Source organism: Vreelandella zhanjiangensis DSM 21076 (assembly GCF_000377665.1).
Taxonomy (GTDB): Bacteria; Pseudomonadota; Gammaproteobacteria; order Pseudomonadales; family Halomonadaceae; genus Vreelandella; species Vreelandella zhanjiangensis.
This window is the reverse complement of record NZ_KB898648.1, coordinates 18,487-37,925: the sequence shown is the minus strand read 5'-3', so window position 1 is coordinate 37,925 and position 19,439 is coordinate 18,487. Positions and strand designations below refer to the sequence as shown.

Annotated in this window: 18 protein-coding genes; 10 read left to right on the top strand and 8 right to left on the bottom strand. The window is 57.4% G+C overall.

Annotation, left to right across the window (positions count from 1 at the left end; genetic code table 11):
* Window position 1 precedes the first annotated feature (1 nt).
* Window positions 2-928, bottom strand: coding sequence for a LysR family transcriptional regulator (locus D467_RS0107300; protein WP_018916849.1), 927 nt, complete (start codon window positions 926-928; stop codon window positions 2-4).
* A gap of 164 nt (window positions 929-1,092) precedes the next feature.
* Here D467_RS0107300 and D467_RS0107295 point away from each other — a divergent pair, with 164 nt between their 5' ends.
* Complete coding sequence (locus D467_RS0107295) at window positions 1,093-1,869, top strand: ferredoxin--NADP reductase (protein WP_018916848.1); 777 nt, start codon at window positions 1,093-1,095, stop codon at window positions 1,867-1,869.
* A gap of 156 nt (window positions 1,870-2,025) precedes the next feature.
* On the opposite strand, the gene glnK is transcribed toward D467_RS0107295, so the two are convergent.
* From glnK to D467_RS0107280, 3 genes are all read right to left on the bottom strand, one after another.
* Window positions 2,026-2,364 carry a P-II family nitrogen regulator gene (gene glnK / locus D467_RS0107290; protein ID WP_026285650.1) on the bottom strand — a complete coding sequence of 113 codons (339 nt, stop codon included), beginning with the start codon at window positions 2,362-2,364 and terminating at the stop codon, window positions 2,026-2,028.
* 163 nt (window positions 2,365-2,527) lie between these two features.
* Window positions 2,528-3,775: an ammonium transporter AmtB gene (gene amtB / locus D467_RS0107285; RefSeq protein WP_018916846.1), complete on the bottom strand. Its 1,248-nt coding sequence runs from the start codon at window positions 3,773-3,775 to the stop codon at window positions 2,528-2,530.
* 46 nt (window positions 3,776-3,821) lie between these two features.
* A complete protein-coding gene (locus D467_RS0107280; protein WP_018916845.1) occupies window positions 3,822-4,160 on the bottom strand; it encodes a P-II family nitrogen regulator in 339 nt (112 codons plus the stop codon).
* 84 nt (window positions 4,161-4,244) lie between these two features.
* Here D467_RS0107280 and D467_RS0107275 point away from each other — a divergent pair, with 84 nt between their 5' ends.
* The 8 genes from D467_RS0107275 to D467_RS0107240 all read left to right on the top strand — a co-directional run bounded on the left by D467_RS0107275 (window position 4,245) and on the right by D467_RS0107240 (window position 13,139).
* Window positions 4,245-4,454, top strand: a complete 210-nt coding sequence (locus D467_RS0107275) for a hypothetical protein (RefSeq protein ID WP_018916844.1) — start codon at window positions 4,245-4,247, stop codon at window positions 4,452-4,454.
* Window positions 4,455-4,514: 60 nt separating this feature from the next.
* Complete coding sequence (locus D467_RS20075) at window positions 4,515-4,919, top strand: accessory factor UbiK family protein (RefSeq protein ID WP_018916843.1); 405 nt, start codon at window positions 4,515-4,517, stop codon at window positions 4,917-4,919.
* Between the two features lie 95 nt (window positions 4,920-5,014).
* On the top strand, window positions 5,015-7,189 hold the full coding sequence (locus D467_RS0107265; RefSeq protein WP_018916842.1) for a TonB-dependent receptor: 2,175 nt from the start codon (window positions 5,015-5,017) through the stop codon (window positions 7,187-7,189).
* A 19-nt stretch (window positions 7,190-7,208) separates the two neighbouring features.
* The gene (locus D467_RS0107260) at window positions 7,209-8,141 is read left to right on the top strand and encodes a helix-turn-helix transcriptional regulator (protein ID WP_026285649.1); all 933 of its coding nucleotides are present in this window, start codon (window positions 7,209-7,211) and stop codon (window positions 8,139-8,141) included.
* A 127-nt stretch (window positions 8,142-8,268) separates the two neighbouring features.
* On the top strand, window positions 8,269-10,383 hold the full coding sequence (locus D467_RS0107255) for a TonB-dependent siderophore receptor (protein ID WP_018916840.1): 2,115 nt from the start codon (window positions 8,269-8,271) through the stop codon (window positions 10,381-10,383).
* A gap of 114 nt (window positions 10,384-10,497) precedes the next feature.
* On the top strand, window positions 10,498-11,025 hold the full coding sequence (locus tag D467_RS0107250; RefSeq protein WP_018916839.1) for a TetR/AcrR family transcriptional regulator: 528 nt from the start codon (window positions 10,498-10,500) through the stop codon (window positions 11,023-11,025).
* An 8-nt stretch (window positions 11,026-11,033) separates the two neighbouring features.
* Window positions 11,034-12,185 (top strand): MFS transporter, encoded by a 1,152-nt coding sequence (locus D467_RS0107245; RefSeq protein WP_244147813.1) that lies wholly within the window; start codon window positions 11,034-11,036, stop codon window positions 12,183-12,185.
* 69 nt (window positions 12,186-12,254) lie between these two features.
* On the top strand, window positions 12,255-13,139 hold the full coding sequence (locus D467_RS0107240) for an ABC transporter substrate-binding protein (protein ID WP_018916837.1): 885 nt from the start codon (window positions 12,255-12,257) through the stop codon (window positions 13,137-13,139).
* An 8-nt stretch (window positions 13,140-13,147) separates the two neighbouring features.
* Here the strand turns inward: D467_RS0107240 and D467_RS0107235 are convergent, their stop codons facing one another.
* Window positions 13,148-15,196, bottom strand: a complete 2,049-nt coding sequence (locus tag D467_RS0107235; protein ID WP_018916836.1) for a TonB-dependent siderophore receptor — start codon at window positions 15,194-15,196, stop codon at window positions 13,148-13,150.
* A gap of 156 nt (window positions 15,197-15,352) precedes the next feature.
* On the opposite strand from D467_RS0107235, the gene D467_RS0107230 reads away from it, so the two are divergent.
* The gene (locus D467_RS0107230) at window positions 15,353-16,861 is read left to right on the top strand and encodes a YifB family Mg chelatase-like AAA ATPase (protein ID WP_018916835.1); all 1,509 of its coding nucleotides are present in this window, start codon (window positions 15,353-15,355) and stop codon (window positions 16,859-16,861) included.
* Window positions 16,862-16,886: 25 nt separating this feature from the next.
* Here the strand turns inward: D467_RS0107230 and D467_RS19095 are convergent, their stop codons facing one another.
* The 3 genes from D467_RS19095 to D467_RS0107215 form a co-directional block, all read right to left on the bottom strand.
* Complete coding sequence (locus D467_RS19095) at window positions 16,887-17,717, bottom strand: sulfurtransferase (RefSeq protein ID WP_018916834.1); 831 nt, start codon at window positions 17,715-17,717, stop codon at window positions 16,887-16,889.
* A gap of 89 nt (window positions 17,718-17,806) precedes the next feature.
* Window positions 17,807-18,385, bottom strand: a complete 579-nt coding sequence (locus D467_RS0107220) for an NADPH-dependent FMN reductase (protein ID WP_018916833.1) — start codon at window positions 18,383-18,385, stop codon at window positions 17,807-17,809.
* 28 nt (window positions 18,386-18,413) lie between these two features.
* Complete coding sequence (locus D467_RS0107215; protein WP_018916832.1) at window positions 18,414-19,409, bottom strand: alpha/beta hydrolase; 996 nt, start codon at window positions 19,407-19,409, stop codon at window positions 18,414-18,416.
* Window positions 19,410-19,439: the final 30 nt, after the last annotated feature.

Sequence of the window (19,439 nt, the reverse complement as noted above, 5' to 3'; positions counted from 1 at the left end):
TTCAAGGCACCGGCGGCAGCTCAATATCATCACTGCGCTTGGCGCCAGCGGTCATTTCGCGACACAGGCGCAGGAACTCGCGTACGCCGGTCGTCAGGTACTTGTGGCGATGCCAGATAAAGGTGAACTGACGCTTTAGATCCAGCTCCGGCGTGGGTAGCGGTACCAGGCTGCCACGCCGGAAGGCATCGCGCAGCGCCAGGCGGGATACGCAGCCGATACCCAGGCCAGACTCCACTGCACGTTTAATCCCTTCGGTATGTTCAAGCTCCAGCAGCGTATTAAAGCGGCTGCGCCGGTGGCGCGCGGCGTGCTCTAGGGTCATCCGGGTGCCTGAGCCCTCTTCGCGCATGATCCAGTCTTCGCGCAACAGTTGCTCAAGCTCAAGATGGTCTTTTCCGGCTAAAGGATGGCGCGGCGAGCAGAACACGCACAGCTCATCTTCGACCCAGGGCTGGCTGATGATCATCTCGTCATCGCACTGGCCTTCGATCAGGCCCAGGTCCAACGAGTGCTGGCGCACGCTCTCGATAATATGGCGTGTATTGCGCACCGAAAGGCGCACCCGGCTGCCGGGGTAGCGCTGCATAAAATCGCTGATCAAAAGCGTTGCCAGATAGTTACCGATCGTCAGTGTCGCGCCTACATCCAGCGTGCCTACGCCCTGCTGGCCGCGCAAAAGCTCCTCTATCTCCTCGCCACGGTCAAGCAGAGCTACCGCCTTGGGCAGAAGCTGGAAGCCCAGCGCATTGAGCTTTAAGCGCTTGCCTATGCGGTCAAGCAGCTGGCAGTCGAACTGCCTTTCCAGTTCAGCCAGGGCGGTACTGGTAGCCGACTGTGACATGGCCAAGGCACGGGCGGCGTGAGAGACGCTTTCATGCTGGGCTACCGCTACAAACACTTCCAGCTGGCGCAAGGTGTAGTGCATACAAGGCCTATATCTATTTTAGAGATAAACGTTATCAATATAATTTGCTTAACAGATATACCACTCTTTGCTTAGACTTACTGACAACGTTTTAAGAAATTCTTATTCTTTTTAAGTATATGAGTGGTGAGGCTAACGCTTTATCACCTGATGGAGAAGTCGGCATGAGTAAGTTTGCTTTAGAAGAAGTACTCAGCGTTCACCACTGGAACGATACCCTGTTTAGCTTCCGCACTACGCGCGAGCGTAGCCTGCGCTTCAAAACCGGCCAGTTCGTCATGATTGGTCTGGAAGTTAATGGCAAACCGCTGATGCGCGCTTACTCCATTGCCAGCCCCAATTACGAAGATCACCTTGAGTTTTTCAGTATCAAAGTGCCCGATGGTCCGCTGACCTCACGCCTTCAGCACCTGAAAGTGGGCGATCAGATCATGGTCAGCCGCAAGCCAACCGGTACGCTGGTTTGCGACGACCTGCTGCCGGGTCGCAACCTGTATATGCTTTCAACCGGTACGGGGCTGGCGCCGTTTATGAGCCTGATTCAAGATCCGGAAGTCTATGAGCGCTACGATAAAGTCGTACTGGTACACGGCGTGCGTGAAGTCTCTGAGCTGGCCTACGCCGACTTTATTACCAAAGAGCTGCCTGCCCACGAGTATCTGGGCGAAGATATCGCCAACAAGCTGGTTTATTACCCCACGGTAACTCGTGAAGAGTTCCACACCATGGGACGCTTAACCGACCATATTCGCAGCGGTAAAATCTTCGAAGATACCGGCCTTCCCCCAATCGACCCGCGCCAGGATCGTGCGATGATCTGCGGTAGCCCCGCAATGCTGGACGACACCAGCGCGCTTTTGGATGAACTCGGCCTGAATATCTCCCCGCGTATGGGCGAGCCGGGTGATTACGTGATCGAGCGTGCGTTTGTTGAGAAGTGATTTGTTGGTGAAGGGTGAAGGGTGAAGGGTGAAGGGTGAAGGGTGAATAGAAAACTCTAGTTCGGTTGCCGCCACCTTCCAACAAAAAGCCCCTGACGGATGCGATCCGCAGGGGCTTTTTTACGCCTCACGCCTTACCATTCACTACTCACCCGCTTAAACCGCGTCTTTACCCGTTTCGCCGGTACGGATGCGAATGACCTGCTCAAGCGGCATTACGAAAATCTTGCCGTCACCGATTTTACCCGTGTTAGCAACCTGGGTAATCGCATCAATGACTTGCTCCACCAAATCATCGTCAACGGCTACTTCGAGCTTCACTTTAGGCAGGAAATCCACCACATACTCAGCACCACGATAAAGCTCAGTGTGGCCTTTTTGACGGCCGAAACCTTTTACTTCTGTGACGGTAATGCCCTGCACGCCGATATCGGAGAGCGATTCGCGTACGTCATCAAGCTTGAACGGCTTGATAATGGCTGAGATCAATTTCATTGCGACATCCTCTAGCTTGGTGGCCATTGTCTTGTCTATTGGGTGCGGCGAAAGCCAGCCACCTCTAACGCTAAGCATACACCGCTACAGGCAGAGAATAAAAAGGCCTTCCTCGAAAGGAAGGCCATAAGGAGCACGCCAGCTCACTTGCTTAGCATTATGCTTATTTCTTAACGCTAAACTCGGGGTAGGCTTCAAGACCGCATTCTGCGATATCCACGCCTTCATACTCTTCTTCTTCGCTCACCCGGATGCCCATGATGGCTTTAAGCACCAGCCAGACCACCAGGCTTGCCAGGAATACCCAGGCAAAGATGCCGACGATACCGATCAGCTGAGCGCCGAAGGAGGCTTCCTCATTAGTGATCGGCACAGCCAGAACACCCCAGATACCTACCACGCCGTGCACTGAAATCGCACCGACCGGATCATCCAGCTTCAGCTTATCAAGCGTGATGATCGCGATAACCACAATCAAACCGCCCAATGCACCGATAGTTGCAGCCCCTAAACCTGTTGGGGAAAGCGGGTCGGCGGTGATCGCGACAAGGCCCGCAAGCGCACCGTTGAGCGCCATGGTGAGATCCGCCTTACGGAACCACAGCTTGGCCAGAACCAATGCAGCAATCACGCCGCCAGCCGCAGCAGCATTGGTATTCACAAACACTTGGGCGACGTTGTTGGCCGAGCCGATATCCGACATTTTCAGCTCAGAGCCACCGTTAAAGCCGAACCAGCCCATCCACAGAATAAACGTACCCAGCGTTGCCAGCGGCATGTTGGCGCCGGGGATCGCATGGATAGCGCCATCTTTACCGTACTTGCCTTTCCGTGGGCCGAGCACCAGCACACCGGCCAGGGCCGCCGCAGCGCCGGCCATATGCACAATGCCTGAACCGGCGTAATCCGAGTAACCCACCTCAGACAACCAGCCGCCGCCCCACGTCCAGTAACCGGAAGTAGGATAGATAAATGCCGTCATCACCACGGCAAAGGCCAAAAAGGCCCAGAGCTTCATGCGCTCAGCCACGGCGCCCGACACAATCGACATCGCCGTTGCAACGAACACTACCTGGAAGAAGTAGTCAGCGCGCATAGCGTAGTACGGCGCATCTTCACCACCGGCCAGCACTGCATCAACGCTGTTTTCGGTACCTATCAAAAAGCCCAGGCTCGGCAAGAAACCGCCCGCGTCGCTTGAGTACATGATGTAGTAGCCGACCAGTAAGTACATGGTGCAGGCAATGGCGAATAGCGCGATGTTTTTAGTTAGAATTTCCGCGGTATTCTTGGAGCGCACCAGGCCTGCTTCAAGCATGGCAAAGCCCGCGGCCATCCACATGACCAGCACACCGCAAATCAAGAAGTAAAACGTATCGAGCGCGTAGCTCAGATCAGCCAGTTCATTCATTGTTAGTTCCCCGTTGAACTATGAAAGTATCCCTGTCACTCACTGCCTACACAGCGTCTGCGCCGCGCTCACCGGTACGAATACGGATAACGTCCTCAAGCGGGGTGACAAAGACTTTGCCATCGCCGATTTTTCCGCTATTCGCGGCGTTGCAGATAGCATCGATAACGCTTTCCAGACGCGCATCGTCAACCGCCACTTCCACTTTTACTTTGGGCAGGAAGTCGACAACGTATTCAGCGCCGCGATAAAGCTCGGTATGGCCTTTCTGGCGACCAAAGCCTTTTACTTCCGTGACGGTAATCCCCTGGACGCCGTTATCGGCGAGCGCCTCACGAACGTCGTCAAGTTTGAATGGCTTGATGATGGCGGTGATGAGTTTCATCCCGATCTCCCCTGCTGGATAAGGCCTGCTGGATGTGTAGCGACACGTCGCTAAAAATGGCAATGCCCTACTAATGCGCATACCGTGCCACCGAATTTTTTTATTCTTATTTTCATTAACTTATATTTAAAAAATGAAAATCTAAGCACGAAAAAGGAGCATCGCCTGGCTGACGCGGCAAGGCATGCACCAGCACAGCGCAATCAGAATATGCCGCCGCACCAAGAAGAAGCGCAGCGCCTCATGGAAGACAAATCCCTAAAACACTCCATGCAATACATGCGTACTCTTTAAGGGTTGCGTATCCTTGAGAGAGTGCCCACTTTTGTATGACCCCCTATCAAGGAGAGAACGATGGCGCCCCAAGACCGTATTAGCCGACTGGCCCAGCAGATCGGCGATCGTTTACAGAATGCATCACAGGCCCCGGAAGATATTCAGAAAGGTGTACAGCAGGTCGTTCGCGGCGCCTTTGATCGTCTGGAACTCGTCTCTCGGGAAGACTTTGATATCCTGATGGATGTACTACAGCGCACGCGCTCCCGCGTGGAGGCGCTGGAGCGTCAGGTGGCAAACCTGGAAACCACGATTGAAAACCAGAAGTCTGCCCCACAGACGCCCGCGCCCACGGCTTCTGTCGAAGCGACGGAAAGCCCGTCGAAAGACACCCCCAAGACAGCGGACAAAAAGCCTAAGGCCGACGACACGGTAGCCCCCAGCAAGCCAACCGCTAGCCGCAATCTGAAAGACGATAAGTAAGGCTTCCTGGGTTAACAATGAGAACATTTATCATTGCGTTTCCTCTCGCCAATGATAGGATCACGGTTAACAACAACCTGTTCTCTGGATAACCCATGAACCGCACTATCGTATTAAGCGTCGGTCTTTTGAGCGGCGCTTTTCCTTTGCTGGCCTTTGCGCAAACCTCCAATGCACAGACAGCAGCTGAACAAACAACAAATACCCAAACAGCAACGGCCCAAACGAATGAAAGCGCCGCCCAGGAAACGCTAGTCGTCGTAGGCTCGCGTACGCCAACGCATATCAGCCAGATTTCAGGCGCCGTTCATATTGTTGAGAGCGAAGAGCTTCAGCAACAGATCAGTGCGGGCGGTGATCTTAAAACGGCCTTGGGCAAGCTGGTACCGGGGCTCGATTTTGGCCCGCAGGGGCGCACCAACGCGGGGCAGAACATGCGTGGGCGCAGCGTTCAAGTATTGATTGACGGCATTTCACTGAACAATTCGCGCGGCTTATCGCGCCAGTTCGATGCCATTGATCCGTTCAATATCGAACGCGTCGAAGTGCTCTCCGGCACCAGCAGCCTGTATGGCGGTGGCGCCACGGGCGGGCTGATCAACATCATTACCAAGCAGGGCGAAAGCGGCGCGCCGCATTTTGAAACCCAGGTCAGTGTGACCAGCGGCTTCAATCACAGCCATGATCTTGATCGGCGCCTCTCCCAGTCGGCCAGCGGCGGTAACGATACGGTACAGGGGCGCATTGGCGTATCGCTAGTCGAAAATGGCCGCCAGTACGACACCAGAGGCGATGAGATCTTTCCCGATATCGCCCAGAGCGATCTGCAGGACAACCGTAGCCTGGATATTTTAGGCAACGTGCACGTTGAGCTAAGCGACGAACAGACGCTAACGCTCAGTGGCCAGCTATATGAGTCAGGCAAGCAGGGCGACCGTGGGGTTTACTACCCCAACCTGGCGGCCGCTGCGCCCAATCTTAACGATGCCGATATCCGCGACGGCTTTACCGCCGACCGCGACCCGCGCACCGACCGCAAGATGTTTAGCGTCAACTACCACCATGCCAATTTGCTGAATCAGGATTTCTATCTTCAGGCGTTCCATCGTGAAGAAGAATCCAGTTTCCACCCGTTCCCCTACGCGGCCCAAGGCGGTGGCTATTACTTTGCGGCCTCCCAGCAGAACACCACGTTAAGCGGCTTGAAAGGGCTCTTCTCGGCGGACCTGACGGATAGTCTCAACCTGACCTATGGCGCCGATCTGGATCGTGAATCCTTCGACGCCACGCAGATGCGCTTTGATCGCGCGGCAAGCGACGCCTCCGGTGGGCTCGTGCAGCGCGCCGACCGTATCACACCGCGCTACCCAGGCTTCGATATCGACACTCTGGCTCTATTTGCGCAAAGCGAGTGGTGGCTGACGGACCAGCTCCAGCTAAGCGGCGGCATTCGCCACCAGCGCATGGATGTGGATATCGACGACTTCAATAACGTGCCGGGCGGTTCAAGCGACTACAACGTCACGCTGTATAACATCAGTACCCTGTACGACTTCGACAACGGCCACCAAAGCTGGCTTGGCTATTCGGAAGGCTTCGAGCTACCCGATCCGTCCAAATACTACGGAAAAGCCGGACAAACCGTTGCCGACAACCCGCTGGATGGTATCAAGACGCAGCAGGTGGAGCTTGGCTGGCGCTACCGTGGCGGCGACTGGATGACCCAGGCCGCGGTTTACTATGCCTGGTCGGATACCGCCATGGAGCTTGATAGTGACCTGAACGTTACCCAGGTCGACGACGACCGTCGCGATTACGGCCTGGAAGCATCGGTCACTCGCTTTATCGGCGACCACTGGGAAGTGGGCGGCACGCTGCATACACTCGTCTCAGAACGCAAGGAGGATGGCAGTTGGCAGGATCGCGGCATTACCGTGGCGCCCTACCCTTCGCAGGATAGCCTGACCGCTCATGTTGCCTGGGCAGATAATGATCGAACACTGCGCCTTCAAGGCAGCCACGCGCGCGATTATAAAGACAGTGGTGATGGCCGCATCGACGGCTTCACCACCTTCGACCTGATCGGCAGCCAGGATACCGCGCTGGGCACCCTCAGTTTGGGTATCAGCAACTTGACCGATGAGCAGTATTCGACCCCCTGGGGTCAGCGCGCCGTAGGTTTCTACTCACCCACCTACGGGCCAGAATACCTTTACGATTACCAGGGTCGTGGCCGTACGTTCACGCTGGGTTGGTCACTGGATTACTAAGCCATAGGTCAGTCTATCGATGCCGACTATTACGTCTCTCACGCCGTCGACCTTGAGTCAGTTGGGGCATAAGTTCGGCATCGATTACTTACACGCTTATCAAGGGCATGATCACCCCATTGCGTTGGGCAGCGTCAGCGACTTGCCGCTGCCCCCTGGCCTGCATCTCACGTTATCCGACCTTGAGGTACGCCAGCGCTACGCCTCGCGCTCCACGCAGACGGTACCATGGTTTTTATGTGTCGTGATGGAAGGCGGTATTGAGATCGCCCAGGGACAAAAGCGTTTGGTGATTAGCGCCGGTCAGGGGCTGTGTGCGCATTTCACGCCGCAGGCACCACTGATCGTCGAACAGCCCGCTCAAGCACGGCTACGTACGCTGAACATCGCCGTTCTGACCACCGAGTCTTATGCGCTACCCAGCGCTCATGAGCCTCAACTGCACGCCTGGACGCTCCCTCCCGCGCTCTTTGAACAGCTGTGTGCCACCCGTGAATTTCCACTCGACGACTGGCGACAGTCGTTAGTCTGGCAAGGGCTTGCCTTGCAGCTTTTAGGCTATGGGTTACCCACATCGCAGCCCAGCAATATTAAGCCTGCCCCAGGCATTAAGCATCGCGAGCGCGAGCGGCTCGCCCGCTTACATGCCGAGCTACGCGATAACCCCATGATCGATTACCGCCTGAGTGACCTGGCCCGCAGCGCGGCGATGAGCCCCAGCAGCCTGCGGCAAAAGTTTAGTGCGCTTTACGGCTACTCCCTCTTTGATCACTTACGCCAATGCCGGCTTCAGCGGGCATATTGCGTATTGGCAAAAGGCTATAGCGTTCAACAGGCAGCCCATACCTGCGGCTATCGCCACGCGACCAACTTTGCCACCGCCTTCAAGCGCCACTTTGGCATTCCGCCCACGGACGTTAATCGGCACGCCTATAAAACGCCCAAGCCGTGAAAGCGGATGCTTTGCATATTTGCTTAAGCGTTAGCATTACGCATATCAGGTTTGGCATCTGGCATAGCTCAGCGGGCCACTTAAGATCAATAATTCTCATTACTATAAACGGTTGAGACTTATTGCCATGCTTACGCGCCAGCACCGCTTCCCCTATCGCCACCTTGTTTTATCCATTGCCCTGGCAGGTGGCTCGATACCCATTACCTATGCACAAGCGCTGGATGCCTCGCGCCAGCTATCGACGGTGACGGTGACCGCTCAGCAAGCCGCGACCAAACTGGAAACACCAGCTATCGAAACCCCACAAAGTGTTTCCACGATTACCCGCGAGCAGATGGAGAACCGTGGGGTAAGCACCGTTCAGCGGGCGACCGATTACACGCCCGGCGTTTATTCAAATCAGGTGGGCGCTTCCAACCGCTTTGATTACCTGGTGCTGCGCGGCTTTTCCGACGGCAGCTTGAGCAATACTTTTCTAGACGGGCTCAAGGTAATGGGCGATGCCAACTCGCACAGTTCCATGCGTATTGACCCATGGTTTCTGGAAAGCATCGAAGTCGTCCGCGGTCCTGCGTCCGTGCTTTACGGCCGCGCATCCCCAGGCGGCGTAGTGGCGCTCAACAGCAAGCGCCCTGAATTCGAGCAGGGCGGCGAGCTGCGCTTGCGAGTGGGCAACAATCATCAGCGCAGCGCCGCGTTTGATCTTACCGGGCCGATTGGCGAGCAGCAGCGGGTGGCGTTTCGCCTGACCGGTATTGCCAGCGCCGCCGATACCCAGTTCGGCCCCACCGAAGAGCAGCGCTACGCCATTGCCCCGCGTTTGACGTGGGACATGACCGACGATACCAGCCTGACCGTTGAAGCCTACCTGCAAGATGAACCCGAAGGCGGTTATCACTCTGGCGTGCCTTATGAAGGCGCCGTGGTACCCCGCAACGGGCGTAAAATCAGCAATAACTTCTTTGACGGCGAAGAAGATTACGATGCCTATGAGCGCACGCAGCGCATGTTCGGCTATACGCTTGAGCACCGTTTTAATGACCAGATGACCGGCCGCCAAATGCTGCGTTACCTCAACTCGGACGTAGTACTCAACCAGCCTTACGGCTTTGGCTGGACGTCACCTACCTCCAATGAGCTGAACCGCTACTACTCCGGTAGCGACGAATCCCTTCAAGCCTGGACGATTGATAATCAGTTGGAAGCCCGGCTCAGCGACGGCTTTATGGATCACGCGCTGCTCTTGGGAGTGGATTATCAGCAGCGCGAAAACGAGGTTGCCTGGCCTTCCGGCGCCTTTGAGCCGATCAACGCGTTTGAGCCGGTCTATGGCACGAGCCCGGTGGCCTTTTACGCCCCCATTCGCGAGCGTCATGAAATCGAACAGACCGGTGTGTATCTACAGGATCAAATCGCGCTTGATAACTGGCGCTTCACCCTGGGCGGGCGCTACGACTGGGTCAGTATCGATAACACGGACCTGGATACCGATGCCTCAAGCTCGCTCAGCGATACCCAATTCAGCGGCCGTGCCGGCGTGGTTTATCTGTTCGATAACGGCGTGGCGCCTTACCTGAGTTACTCCACCGCGTTTACCCCCACAAGCTTTGTAGACGCGCGCGGCGATTTGCTCTCCCCCATGGAAGGCGAGCAGTGGGAAACCGGAGTGAAATACCAACCCAGCGGTAGCGCCAGCCAGTACAGCGCGGCACTTTTCCACATCAGCCAGAAAAACGTGGCCACCAAAGAGCAGCCCTCTGACCCCTACCGCGCGGTGGGTGAAATCGAATCCCAAGGCCTTGAGCTGGAAGCCCAGACCCAACTGACCGAAACGCTCTCGCTACAGGCAGGCTACAGCTTCACCGATATTACCTATGCCAAGAGCGACGACGGCAACCAGGGCAACAACGCCATTTACTCCCCCCGGCACCAGGTGCAGCTATGGGGCCATTATGCAGCCAATAGCGGTTGGCTAAACGGCGTGGATGCAGGCGTTGGGGTACGCCATTACGCAGACATCGCCGCGGACCGCGCCAATACCGAAACCGTGCCCGACTACACCCTGGTGGACGCCACCATCGGCTATGACTGGAGTCACGTAGGCGTTAACGGCGTCGAAACCCGCCTGAACGTCAACAACGTGCTGGATAAAGAGTACGTAGCCTCATGCAACTCGCTGGACTACTGCTACTTCGGCGCTGAGCGCGGAATTACCGCAAGCGTTCACTACCGCTTCTAAACACGTTTTATGAAAGCCACTGTGCCCCGGTGCCTGTTTCGTTAACACGCCCTGGGGTTAAGCAAAGCAGGTTCTTTTTTTGACAATGTAAAGTGATCGTTTTACATTGAATGCATGGACATTAAAACGAAGCTTATCTCCGCCGCTGAATCCCTTTTCGACCGGCATGGCTTTACCGCCACCGGGATAGATCGGCTTACGCAGGCTGCCGGCATGTCGAGCAGAACGCTCTATAAACATGCGGGCAGCAAACATTCACTTATCGCCAAAGTGCTTTCGGAGCGCGACAAGCGATTCTTACGTAGATTGGATGTGAGCAGTGTTGATGCACTGTTCAAAGCGCTTGAAGACTGGGTGCGGGTAGAAGGCTGCCGAGGGTGCCTTTTTCTACGCGCTTATGGGGAAACCGGTGGCGATGTACCGGAAATTGCCGAGGTCATGGCCGCTCACAAGGCCGGAGTCTGGAGCAAGATCCAGGAAATCATTGCACTCGAAACCAACGGTCGCGGCAATGAGCAGCTCGCCGAGCAAATTCTGATTCTGTTCGAAGGCGCAACGGCGACCGCCATCTATCGCGGCGCGGATGCCGTTGCCACCGCTCGACATTGCGCGGTTCGTCTAGTCAAACAGGCATCATCATGAGCCCGGGCATGACGCTCGGCGCCGTGGGATTTGGGCTCATTGCCATCTGCTACGGCTTTGCCCGCTTTGCTTTTGGGCTATTTCTTCCCCAAATCGATGCGGATCTCTCTTTATCCTCAACCGTGGGCGGGTTGATATCAGGTGGCTCTTTTCTGGGCTATTGCGTGGCGATTGTTGTCTCTGCCCACCTGACCGAGCGGCTAGGCCCCCGCGCGGTGGCAACCGGTGCGGCGCTGGTGGCGGCAATGGGCATGATAGGCATTGCAACGGCGCCCTCATCGCTATGGCTTGCCGGTGCTGTGATGCTGGCAGGCTCCAGCACAGGCCTTGCGTCGCCGCCCATGGCCGCCGCCGTGGCTGCGGCGGTCAAGCCCGCCCGACAGGGCGCCACCAATACACTCATCAACGCCGGAACCGGCGCAGGCGTGGTACTTTCAGGGCCCGTGGCGCTATTGATGGGCGGCCATTGGCGGATCGCTTTTTTGATCTTTGCAGCAATGGCATTGTGCATGGCGATAGCAGTCGTCGTCAGCGTACCGGGTAACGCCCAATCAGCAGAAAATCGCGCAAAAGGCTTACCGACGCTCAATAAAACTCTTAAGCGATTAATCATCGCATCTTTTCTAATGGGCGCCTCAAGCACGGCCCTGTGGTCTTTTGGCAGCCAGCTGGTCACGCTACGCCTGGATTGGAGCCATACTGGCGCGGGGCTTCTGTGGATTGCCATCGGTGCGGCAGGCATGGCGGGCGCGGGGGCTGGGTCGCTCGTTGCCCGGTTTGGAATTGACCGGACCCACTGGCTATTTCTGGTTACGCTGGCCGGCGGCATCCTGCTGGTGGGCTTTGAAGGCACCACTCCCGCGCTGACGCTACTCGGTGGGGCGCTATTCGGCTTGGCCTACATCATGCTCACCGGCGTTTATTTGGTGTGGGGCGTTTCGGCACTGCCCAGACGCCCCGCGACAGGCCTGACCATCGGTTTTCTGACCATCGCTATCGGCCAAACTGCTGGCGCTCCCCTTTTCGGGTTGATCATGGATCAATTGACGCCCACTTACGCCGTCACAGCCTTCGCCTGCCTTGCCTTTACCGCTGGATTGGCGAGATCAGGCAACGCGGCGGATACAAAATCTACGACGTCTACCCTTCCCAATGCCTGAACGTATGGCGTTGCAAGCAAGAAGGATTATCGTTTAAATACAGCTCTTCTTTTAAAATGGCTCTTCCCCATGCGCCGTACCGTGACGCTTCTTTTCGCTCGAGCCACGCTCCTGCTCACCAGCCTGCTGACGTTTACCAGCGCCCACGCCCAATTTGCCACGGTGGACTGGACCATCGCCGAGACGCTGGTGGCCATCGGTGCGCCAATCAGCGGCGTGGCCCAGCAGCAGGATTACTACGATTGGGTGGGTGAGCCGCGTATCCCGCAAGGCGCCACTGACCTTGGGCTGCGCGCTCAGCCCAATTTTGAACTGCTGGCCCAGCTTGCCCCCGAGCAAATATTGATATCGCCAATGTTCGCCTCGCTCACGCCGCGTCTGGAGCGCATTGCCCCGGTCACCTCGCTTGCGCTCTTTTCACCCGGCGCGGATACCTGGCAGGAAATGCAGGCGCTGACGCGCGCGCTGGGGGAGCTGACCGACCGAGAGGCCGCGGCAGAGCAACTGATTGAAGACACGCAAACGCTGATGGATTCGCTGCGCGAAACCCAGCCGGACACCGCACCGCTGTTGATGATGCAGTTCATGGATGCTCGACACGTACGCATCTTTGGCGAAAACAGCTTATATAACGCGGTACTTGAGCAGCTTGGCCTGGCTAACGCCTGGGATCAGCCTACTAACGACTGGGGATTTGCCTTGACGGGTATTGAGGCGCTCGCCCGCTATCCAGACGCCCGTCTAGTGATCATCGACCCGCTACCCCTGGGTGTGGAAGAACAGCTGGCCACAAGCGGCCTGTGGCAGCAGCTACCGATTGCCAAAAACGCCAACCTGCTACGCCTGCCACCGGTATGGAGCTTCGGGGCACTGCCCTCGGCCCAGCGCTTTGCAAACGTGCTGACCGCTGAACTGAAGCAAAAAACTTCGCCCAGCGGCCAAAGTAACGATTAGCGTGCGGCTTACCAGCGGTAGCTGACGCTGCCGATCACGCTGCGCGACTCACCGAAGTAGCACCAGTAATCGCAGCTTGCCACATACTCTTTGTCGGTCAGGTTGTTGACGTTAAGCTGAGCCTGCCAGCCTTCAGCAAACTCATAGCCGATCATGGCATCCGCCAGGGTAAAGCTGCCCACCTGGGTATCGCCATCCACGCTCTCACCCACGTAGCGCACGCCGCCGCCTAGGGTCACGCCATCCAGCGCGCCACCGGTAAAGGCGTAATCCAGCCAGGTAGACGCCTGGTGACGCGGAATCAGGCTGGCGCGCTGGTCATCTTCCAGGCGCGAATCGGTATAGGTATAGGCTGCGGTGACCTTCAGGTTATCGGTGACGTAGCCTACCCCTTCCAGCTCAAAGCCTTGGGAAGTGCGCTCGCCTTCCTGCACCTGGAAACCGGCCGGTGAAGTTACCAGCGTATTGCTTTCTTCCAGATCAAACACGGCGGCCGTCACGTAGCCATCCCAGCCTATCGGCGCATACTTCACACCCGCTTCCCACTGGCGGCCCTCACGCGGGTCATACAGGTTACCCGCACTGTCGGACTGAGCAATCGGCTCGAACGATTCGGTGTAGCTGACGTAAGGGTTGATGCCGTTCTCGCCGAGATACATGACCCCGCCGGACCAGGAGAGCTGATCGTCATCGGAGCGTTCGGTAACGCCTGTAGTAACGTTGGTATTTTCGGTTTCCGCCTGATCATAACGAACGCCACCCAGCACTACCCAGCGGTCATCCAGGCGCAGCTGGTTTTGCAGGTAAACGCCGGTCTGCTCTTTGTCGATATGCCGCTCGACCAAGTCTTCATCGGCAAACGGCGTGTAGTTGCCGTAAGTGGGATTAAAGATATCGATCGGCGCGCCAAAGGCGTAGTCGTCGCCCTCCTGGCCCTTGAGGCCCAGGTTCTGGTAATCGACGCCCACCAGCAGGGTATTTTCGGTGCGTTCGGTGTACCAGTTGCCCACAAAGCGGTTGTCCACCGTCCAGCTATCGGCCTTGCCGTCGCGCAGCGTCAAACCGCGTGATGCCCGGCGATCATCCACCATGGAGAGCGCATAGGTGCTGCGCAGTTCCAGATCGAGTTCGCTGTAGCGTAAATCCTGCTCGAACGCCCAGGTGTCGTTGAAATCGTGACGCAGCTCGTAACCTACGCCCCACTGGGTGCGCTTGTTGCGGTCGTAGTCAGGTTCGCTGACGTTGGACTGCGGGCTGACCCGGCCAAACGGCGTATCCTGAATGCTGCCGTAGGGCAGCTTGAAGCCATTGACGGGCACGCCGTCGTCCTTCTGCACGCTGGCCAGGAAGGTAACGCTGGTGTCTTCACTGAAGTCCACCGCCAGGCTGGGTGCAAAGTAGTAGCGCTCGTTTTCGGTGTTATCCAGATCGCCGTCGCGCTCTTTATACATGCCCACCAAACGGTAGCGAACATCGTCTGACTCGCCTACCGGCCCGCTGGTATCCACGCCTATCTGGCGGTGGTTGCGATTGCCCATCTGCAAATTCACGTTGCCCTGGGGCGTATCGGTCGGGCGTTTGCTCACCGCGTTGATCAAGCCACCGGGAGGCGCCTCACCGTAAAGAATCGAAGACGGCCCTTTGAATACATCAATCCGCTCAAGGCCGTAGGGCTCAGGCAACCACTGATAGAAGCCTTCACGATAGATACGCAGGCCATCCTGGTAGGTGGATTGGTCAAACCCGCGCACCTTGAACCAGTCGGTATCGTTATCGCTGCCGTAGTGGCCGGCCAGCACCCCAGCACGGTAGCGGAAGGTTTCATCCAGCTGCTGCACATTGCGGGTTTCAAGCTCTTCACGGTCAACGCTTGAAACCGGGCGCGGCGTTTCCACCAGCGGGGCGTCCACTTTCAAGGCCGTGCCGACCACCACAACGGTATCGTTATTAACCGCCTCCTGAGCGCTAGCAGTGGCGCATACAAGAACGGCGGTGACAGGAATCAACGCGGCAATGGAACGCGCCAGGGGGCGGCGCACAAACGGTAAAGACGGCATGTTGAGCACTCGGTTTGGTTAGGAGCAGAGGGGCATAAAATCTTTTTAGTGATAATCGTTGTGATTTATATTCACTATACCGCCGCCAGCCCTGCGCTATCAACGTCTGCTTAAATAAGTTAAGTTAGGGTTAAGTAAACCTAGCAAGGAAGCACAATGACATTGGCCATTGTTGCCACGCGCGCAGGCGTGGGGTTAGACGCACCGGCGGTGCACGTAGAAGTACACCTTGCCAACGGCCTGCCAGGGCTGACGCTGGTGGGCCTGCCGGAAACCGCCGTGAAAGAGAGCCGCGAACGGGTGCGCAGCGCCCTGGTCAACGCAGGGTTTGATTTCCCCAACACTCGACGGATTACGCTGAACCTCGCACCCGCGGACCTCCCCAAGGAAGGCGGCCGATTTGATCTGCCGATTGCGCTGGGGATTCTTGCCGCCTCGGGCCAGATTCCGGTAGAAGCCTTGGAAGGCATGGAGTGCGCGGGCGAGCTGGCGCTGGACGGCAAGCTGCGCGCCGTACACGGCATTCTGCCCTTTGCCCTGGCAACGCGCCGGTCTGGAAAAGCGCTGATCATTCCCCGCGAGTGCGCGGATGAAGCCGCGCTGGCGGGCGACTTGCCGGTGCTGCCGGCCGATACGCTTTGGCAGGTTGTCGCTCACCTGCTCGGCCAGGAAAAAATCCCACCCCACCGCTTGCCTGCTTCTGTTAAGACCACCACGCCGATGGCCGATTTGGCCGATGTGCGCGGCCAGCAGCAGGCACGCCGGGCGCTTGAAGTCGCCGCTGCCGGTGGGCACAACCTTTTGTTCGCCGGCCCGCCGGGCACCGGCAAGACCATGCTCGCCAGCCGCCTGCCGGGCATTCTGCCGCCGCTTTCTGAAGAGGATGCGTTAGCGGTCGCCGCCGTGCGTTCGGTATGTGGATTACCCCTGGATGCCGACTGGGGCAAGCGCCCATTTCGCCAACCGCACCACAGTGCGAGTGCTGCCGCGTTAGTGGGCGGTGGCTCAAAACCCAAACCGGGAGAGATCTCGCTTGCCCACCACGGCGTGCTGTTTTTAGACGAGCTGCCGGAATTTTCCCGCAACGTGTTAGAAGTTTTAAGACAGCCGCTGGAAACGGGCGAGATCCATCTGGCCCGGGCCAGTCACGAACGCCGTTACCCGGCGCAGTTTCAATTGGTAGCCGCCATGAACCCCTGCCCCTGTGGGCACCTGGGCGACCCGCGACAGCGCTGCCAGTGCACCGCCAGCCAGATTCAGCGCTATCAGGCGCGGCTTTCCGGCCCGCTGCTGGATCGTATTGACCTACAGGTCGAAGTCCCCGCGCTACCGCCGGAACAGCTCACCGCCCAAACCCAAGGCGAATCGTCCGAGGCGGTGCGCGAGCGTGTGATGGCTGCAAGAGAGCGTCAAATGGCACGCGGCGCGCTCAATAGCCAGCTAGGCGGCAAGGCACTGGAAGCCGCCTGCGACTTGAACGATGAGGAGCGCACCTGGCTTGCCAGTGTGCTGGAAAAGCTCAAACTTTCCGCCCGCGCCTACCACCGCGTGCTGCGCGTGGCGCTGACGCTGGCTGATTTACAGGGCGAGCCCAAGCCCTCCCAGGCGCACCTGATCGAGGCCATCGGCTATCGGCAGCTGGATCGGATGCTGGGCAAAGGCTGAAGGCGCCATGCAGCAAGGCTTGCCATCAACTTTCGTGGCGGCCGCTCATCACCCACGCCGTCCATGAACCATCGAACAGCGCAAGATGCTCGTACCCGGCAAGCTCCGCGGCCACCCACACAATGCAGGCGGTGATGCCGGAGCCACAGCTGAAGGTCAGATGATCCGACGGCTCAAGCTCTTTGCTGCGCATGAGCCTTGAAATCTCCTCCCGGCTCTTGAAGTGCCCGTTTTCCAGAACCTCGGTAAAGGGCAGATTAAAAGAGGCAGGGATATGCCCACTGGGAAATTCTGGGCGGGGCTCGGGGGCCTGCCCTGAAAAGCGCGCAGCACTTCGGGCATCTACCACCTTGAAGCGCTGGCGTTCGATGTTGTCGTGAACTTCATCCACGCTGACCACGCTTTTATTAGCCTGGAGCACAGGCGGCACCGGCAGCGGCGTGGAAGCAGAGTAGCCCTGTTGAACCGGCAGCGACTGCGAGAGCCAATGGGGCAAACCGCCATCCAGCAGTTTTACATTTTTGAAGCCCGCTTGGGTAAGCAGCCAATAGGCGCGCGGGGCTGAGTAAACGCCTCGATTATCGTAAATCACGATCTCATCATCAGGGGCCAGGCCGAGGCCTTGGCACGCCGCTTCCAGCGCCTCTTTTGCGGGCAGCGTATGTGGAAATGCCGCCTCGCGGTCGGAAAAGACCTGCTCGATATCGAACTCGAGTGAGCCGGGTATTTTTCGATCATCTTCCGGTACATGAGCCGCAATGGGGCTGTTAGGCAGCGATGCATCCAACACCTTGGGTGGCGCGTCACTGTTCAGACGATCCAACAGATCATGGGCACTAATCAGAATATCCGACATAAGAGGAAACTCCCTTGAGTTGGGGCGGGCGCCCTCGGTGGCCAAGACACTCGAAGCCGCCTGCGCGCTTGATGATGAGGAGGTAGAAGTTACGCGTTGGTACGCACCAGAATATCCACCAGCCGCTGACAAAGGGCATCAAGCTTTTTGCTATTGGCTTCTTCGATAAGCGCGCCCGTTTCATCAAAAGCAGTGTGCGCTTTGGATAGCGACATGGGCTGGGGCAGTACGATCAAACCCAGATTGGCGAGCAGCTGTTGGGCCAACGGCATGGCGCGAATGCCGCCTAACCCGCCGGGGGAAGCCGATACCAGCGCGGCCCATTTACCTGAGTAAAGTGCCAGGCCCGGCGTATCTTCATAAGGGCGAGACAGCCAGTCCAGCGTGTTCTTCAACAGCGGGGTGATAAAGCCGTTGTATTCGGGCGAGGCGATAAACAGCGCCTGGTGATCGGCTAAAAGCTTACGCAGTTTAAGCACGTTCTCGGGTATGCCCTGGGTTTCGATATCTTCATCAAACAGCGGGCACGGATAGTCTTTTAAATCCACGAACGTTGCCACACCGCCCAGCGCTTCAATACGCTTGGCCACTAGCTGGGCTAGCTGCTTATTGAGTGAGTCCTGGCGGCTACTGCCTGCAAATACTAATACCTTGGGCGCTGCAGTCATCTGTTAACACTCCTGTTAAGTCAATGGCTTATTGGTCGGTAGCCTCAGGCTTACCGGCGGGCATCTCATCAATAAACGTATTGATGGCTTCAAACAGCACTTGGCGAATCGGCTCTGCCTCGTTCACCAAATGGTGGCGCGCGTCTGGATGGTAATGAACCTCAGAAGAGGTGAATTTTTCCGCCAGAATGTTCAGGTTCCATTCCCAGTCCACCGTTAAATCCTGCTGGCCCTGCAAAATCAATACTGGGATATCCACAGGCGCAAGCGCCAGCAGGCGCGGCATCCAGCGGCGCATGGCGCTGACCCAGGCAACGCTCAATCGCTCGGGCTGGAGCGGGTCACGATCACGCAGAAATTCGGTAAACGTTTCATCGGTCGAGTTGGGCCGGTATTTACGCGGCAGCTCTTTTAAAAACGGGCTCGCGATTAAATGCACCCAGCTGGCCTGGCTCCACCGCCAGGGACGTACCAATGGCGCCAATAGCACTAAGCCATCCCACCCGGATGCCTCACGGCGGGTTAACGCGTCGGTGGCCAAAATAGCGGCCCCGGTGCTTTGCCCAACCCCCAGCCAGGGCTTAGGAGCCATCTCCAATGTTTGCAGAGTATTCTGCATATGTGTCAGGCAGTGCTGGTAGTCGTCGAAATCTTCAATTTCCGCCCGCGGGCCGCTTGAAAGACCATGGCCCGGTAAGTCCCATAGCACTACCCGCCAGCCTTTCGCCAATAGGTGCGCCAATAAATGTCGATAAAGCCCTAAATGATCGAAGTAGCCGTGCACCACAAACGCCGTGCCGGACGGCTTGGGCGGGCTCCAGACCTGGCACCACAGGCTAAAGCGCCCGGTATCGATAAACCCTGCGTGCACCTCATCGGTGTCTTCCAATAGTGTTTCGAGGCCATAGTGCAGGAAATAGTCCTGCACTATGTTCCAAAGCGTCTCACCCGGTATTAATCGAGAGAACGCTGACTCGCCTGATGCTTGCCGAAACAAGCCTTCCAGCTGCTGGAAATCCTGCATCCCTGTCTCTCCGTGAACGCCCTACTTCCA